Source organism: Pseudomonas sp. MWU12-3088, assembly GCF_023242405.1.
GTDB lineage: Bacteria > Pseudomonadota > Gammaproteobacteria > Pseudomonadales > Pseudomonadaceae > Aquipseudomonas > Aquipseudomonas kribbensis.
Map to the genome: position 1 here is coordinate 1 of NZ_JALJEA010000027.1, position 2058 is coordinate 2058.

The window sequence follows — 2058 nt, forward strand, 5'->3', positions numbered from 1 at the left end:
TCGTCGTAGTCGTAACGCTCGCTTTCGCCGACGGCGTTGGTCGCCTCGATCAACCGATGACGGGCATCAAAGCGGTAGCTGACCAGCGTCTGCTCGGTGCGCCAGGCAGACTCAGAAAAAACCTGATAATCGACCGCCACCAGATGCGCCCGCTCGTAGCGCAGCAGCAGCGAACGACCGGCCCCGTTGTCGAGGCGCTCAACACGATCCAGACGATCACGCGTAATACGCAACCGGTTGCTGTACGCATCGCTGACGACCGTCAGACGCCCAGCCCGAAAGTGATAAAACCGCGCCGCGTCCCCCGCCAGCGCAACAATCAGTTCCTCCGGCTCATCCCCGAGAAAGATCGCCGCCCGCGACAGACTGTTGTGAATCGCCGGCCGCTCGACACTCGGCAGCGGAAACCGCGTGCGCCGGTTCTCATGGTCAACCCAGACCACGCCATCGCCCTCGACCTCCAGCCGATGCGCCAGCGAATGGCTCCAGCCAAACCCCAACCCGACATCGATCTCGGCGGCACTGCTGCGATACAACCGGCTGAACTCGAACGGCAGCACCCCGTCGAGCACGCCATCGGTCAGGGTCAGCAGTTCCTCGCCGGTGACCATCGACACCGGGCAGCCGTTGGTGCAGGTCCGGGGGACGCAATCGGCGCTGTCGCCGTTGGGATTCTTCGCCTGATCAGGCTTGTCGTCGCGAGGCTCATGCCGCTCCATTCGCGTCGTGCCATGGGACTTGTTACGCGCAATGGCCGCCGGATTGGGCACCGTCAGTACCAGCGCATCCGCCGTGCGAATCTCCAGCGGAACCGCAGGTGTCGGCCGCAACGGTGCCGGACGTGCATTGATCATCAGCGGTTTCAAAGCGCCCGCATGCCGGGTCAGATCGGGCGCCGAAGTCAGTTCCGCCAACCGCAACGCTGATGCCGCCAGCCATTCCCGGGTACGTGGCGACTTGATCTTGCCGAGCACCTTGGCGCTCAACCGCAGCGGCACGCCCATGCCGCCCGACATGCACATCAGCAGAAAACTGACCAGTAACTCCGCCCGGACTTCAGCCACCACCTCGGCCAGATACTGCGGCGGCAGCATCTTCAGCCAACTGGTGAACGCCGCCAGATGAATGAACAGCAACGGCTCGTCGCTGAGCATCAGCAGGCCATTGGCGATGGCTTCGGAGGAGGCCGCGAGCAAGGCTTCCAGCTCGACGCTGGACAGGAATTGCAGAAGTTTTTCGCTGTTGGCCTGCAAGTCGGCGAGCAGGGCGAACAGCTGTTTCACGTCATTCCAGACGCCATTCAGCGCCGTTTCGAAACCGCGCCAGTCGGCCTGCTGCAACTGACCGTAACGTTCCAGAAAACCCGCGCTGGAAAACTCGACCCATTGCGGCTGAAACCCGACCCATTCCTCACGCAACCATTTTTCCAGGCCATCAATGAGCCCCTGATACGAGGCATACAGCGTCTGGATATGCGCGGTGGAAACATCGGGAAAGAAGGTGATGCGATAACGCTGGCCCCGGTCGCAGTCGTCGACTTCGAGAATGCCGCTGGGGCCGATGGTGTAATGCTGTGGTTCACCGAATTCCAGGACACCGTCAACATCGGAAATGACCGGTTCCAGGGTCACCGGCGTATCGCCGATCGGCACGAAGCGCGCGGCTTCGAACATGTGCACCAGCGTCAGGGAGCCAGTGGCAGAGCACATGGCCACTGAGGAGCTGATGGGTTTTCGGCTGGTAATCGGCGCACTGAGCTGGACATCGTTGCCGACCTTGAACACCTGATCGACATCCAGCGCGGTTCCCGTCCAGAACTGCTCGGCCCAGCTTTCATAGTCGTTGAGGCAGAGGCGGAACTCCTGAAACAATTTCTCGGCGTCGGGCTGGTCAGGGTTCAGCGCAGCGACCACCAGCAAACCGATGCTGTTGTTCAGTTTCAGGAGTTGGTCAGATGGAAGCATTCGCAGTCACTCGCGCGCATCAAGGGGATGGCGCGAAACTTTGCGGGGGATCAAACAGGAAAGAAGTCAGGCAAGTAGGCGATGTCTGTAGGGC

General features: G+C 61.4%; 1 protein-coding gene. It reads right to left on the reverse strand.

Annotated features, from left to right (window positions below):
• A partial coding sequence (locus M5B98_RS28610) for a DUF6531 domain-containing protein (RefSeq protein ID WP_248744677.1) occupies positions 1–1964 on the reverse strand: 1964 nt, incomplete at its 3' end.
• Between the last annotated feature and the right edge of the window lie 94 nt (positions 1965–2058).